Consider the following 2,856-nt stretch of genomic DNA (forward strand, 5'->3'; position numbering starts at 1 on the left):
CACAAACACCGTGCGCCTGTTGCTGCACACCGATTTGCAGACGGCGCAAATGGAACTCCCCGACAGCATTGGCGTGTTCCAGCCCAGTGACGAAGGCGTGCTGCTGCACAGCCAGACCGACCACATCCCGTGGTTCGCCAGACAGCTTTCGCGGTTGCCATTTGCTTTCGAAATCCAGGAGCCGCCTGCGCTGCGCACCGCGCTGCGCGACCACGCACAACGCACGCTGGACCAGCATGCGGCCTGAACAGGCAGGCGTGGATCAGGCGGTTTCAGGCTCCAGGCGGCCGCGCGCGCGGGCCAGCCCGTAAAAACCGAAATCCATGGCCGGGACCTCCCCGCAGATCAGCTCGGCCATGGCCTTGCCAGACCCGGCGCCATGCGTCCAGCCCAATGTGCCGTGCCCGGCATTCACCCACAGGCGGCCGACTTTGGTCTTGCCGATGTAGGGAATGTTGGTGGGAGTGGCGGGACGCAGGCCGGTCCAGAAATTCGGTGTACCGCCCTGCGCTTCAAGGCGGGTGTCGCACACGCCTGGCAGCACTTCTTCGATGCGGTCGGCCAGCATTTTGCAGCGCGCCCTGGCCAGCGGGGTGTCCAGCGAAAGGTCATAGCCACCGACTTCGATGGTGCCGGCCACGCGCAAGTGATCGCCGAGGCGGCTCATGGCGCATTTGACCTCGTCGTCAATGGTGCTGACGAAGGGCGCAAGTTCCGGCTTGAGCAGCTTGAAGGTGGCGCTGTAGCCTTTGCCCGGATAGATCGGCAGGTCAACGCCCACCGAGCGCAACAGCGGCGCCGTGTACGAACCGCAAGCCACCACGATCTCGTCGGCCTTGAGTTTCATGACGGGACTCTCACTGCTGCCCGGCACGGTGCGTGCCCGGACGGCGACCGACTGGACCGCTCCACCGGACTTTTCCAGTCCTTCGATGTTGTGTTCGTAGAGAAAGCGTACGCCCTTGTCGGCGCAGCGCTGTGCCAGCGCCTGGGTGAAGACGCGCGCGTCGCCGCTTTCGTCGCTGGCGGTATAAGTGCCTCCCACGATGCGGTGCGCAAATGACTTGAAGGCCGGCTCTATGCCCAGCAACTGGGCGGTGCTCACCACGCGACGCGCCACGCCGTACTTCTGCATCAGCGCCGCCGCTTCACCGGCGGTATCGAACGACTTCTGGTCGGTGTAGTAGTGCGCGATGCCGCGCTCCAGCCGGTTGTATTCAATGCCGGTGGTCCTGACCACCTCCTTGAGCGCGATATGGCTGTAAGCGCCGAGTGCCACCAGCTGCTGCACGTTGCGCTCAAACGCGGCGTCGTTGCATTGCGACAGAAACTGCAGGCCCCAGCGCCATTGCTGCCAGCCATCGCCGAAGGGCRGTTGTGGCCGGAACAGCAGGGGGGCGTCGTTGCGAAACATCCATTTCAGGGCCTTCAGGGGGGCGTCCTTGTTGGCCCAGGGTTCGCAATAGCTGACCGAAATCTGCGCGGCATTGCCAAAACTGGTTTCCAGGGCGGCTCCGGGCTGCCGGTCCACCACAGTCACCTCATGGCCGCGCTCCAGCAGGTGCCAGGCGGTGCTGACGCCGATGATTCCCGCTCCCAAAACCACTACTTTCATACAAGCCCCTTTACAGCTTTCAAGTGTGAAGGATGTTGCTTTCAATTAATAGAAAAATTAAACTATCAGTGAAAACATCAGAACAACTAATACAAAGGAGGCTCTGCATGAGCACTTTTGATCCGGATGCGCTCGAATGCCTGGCAGCCATCGTGGAAGAGGGCGGCTTTGAGCGGGCGGCCCAGCGCCTGTCGATCACGCAGTCGGCTGTGTCGCAGCGCCTGCGTGCACTGGAGGCCCAGGTCGGGACCGTGCTGATCGTGCGCAGCAGGCCGCTCAAACCTACTTCAGCCGGCCAGCTGTTGCTGAAACACACCAAGATGCTGCGGCTGCTGCGTGCCGACCTTGAGCGCGACCTGAAAGAGCTGGCGCCCAGCTCGCTTGGCGGTGCGCGTGAGGAAGAGCGCATTTCCATCGCCATCAATGCCGACAGCATCGCCACCTGGGCCCTGCCGGCGCTGACCGACCTGGCGCAGCAGGGCCTGCCCATGGAGATCATCCACGACGACCAGAACTTCACCCACGAGTGGCTGCGTGAAGGCCAGGTGCTGGGCTGCGTCACCACACTCAAGCAGGCACTGCGCGGCTGCAAGGTGGAACCGCTGGGCGCGATGCAGTACATCGCGGTGGCTACGCCGGGCTTTGCGCAAAAACGGCTTGGCCTGGGCGAGGGCCCTGGCGGCAAACAGAACGCGCCCGCCTTGACGCAATACAACTTTCGCGATGTGCCTTTTATTGCGTTCAACCGCAAGGATGAGCTGCCGGTCGATTTCGTCGGCAAAGCTTTCGGGCTCAAGCGCGTCACCCTCAACCAGCTCTTTGTGCCGTCATCGGAAGGCATGGTCAGGGCTGTGCTGGCGGGCTGGGGCGTCAGCGTGGTGCCGCGCCTGCTGGCGCAAGGACTGATTGACACAGGCCAGCTCGTCAACGTGGCGTCCAGCTACACCCTGCCCATCCAGCTCTACTGGCATTGCTGGAACCTGGAGTCCGAAGTGCTGGATGCGCTCACCGCTGCACTCAAGCAGTCTGCAGCGCAGTCGTTGGTGACCTGATCGCACGAAAAGAGGCGCGCACCGCGTAGTGGCTGTGCACGGCTGGCGGCCGACCGGGAACACCGGGGCAGCCATGCGCTAGTCGCTGTTTCACTCGCTGACAAAGGCAGGTAAGGGAGTAGTCCCATTTACAAAAGGCACTGGCTTCCGCACACTGTGACCTGATGCGCGCTTGGCGCTGCATTGCAG

3 protein-coding genes are annotated in these 2,856 nt (G+C 62.9%); 2 read left to right on the top strand and 1 reads right to left on the bottom strand.

Features of this window, described 5'->3' with window-relative positions; all coding sequences use genetic code 11:
* Window positions 1-247: WCX domain-containing protein (locus AC1DWI_RS18840; protein ID WP_477725434.1), on the top strand; the 247-nt coding region annotated here is incomplete at its 5' end.
* Window positions 248-262: 15 nt separating this feature from the next.
* On the opposite strand, the gene AC1DWI_RS18845 is transcribed toward AC1DWI_RS18840, so the two are convergent.
* Window positions 263-1,615 (bottom strand): D-amino acid dehydrogenase, encoded by a 1,353-nt coding sequence (locus AC1DWI_RS18845; RefSeq protein ID WP_477725435.1) that lies wholly within the window; start codon window positions 1,613-1,615, stop codon window positions 263-265.
* Window positions 1,616-1,722: 107 nt separating this feature from the next.
* Here AC1DWI_RS18845 and AC1DWI_RS18850 point away from each other — a divergent pair, with 107 nt between their 5' ends.
* Window positions 1,723-2,667, top strand: a complete 945-nt coding sequence (locus AC1DWI_RS18850) for a LysR family transcriptional regulator ArgP (RefSeq protein WP_477670326.1) — start codon at window positions 1,723-1,725, stop codon at window positions 2,665-2,667.
* The last annotated feature ends 189 nt before the right edge of the window (window positions 2,668-2,856 follow it).

The sequence above is a fragment of the Polaromonas sp. P3_C2 genome (genome assembly GCF_056402675.1).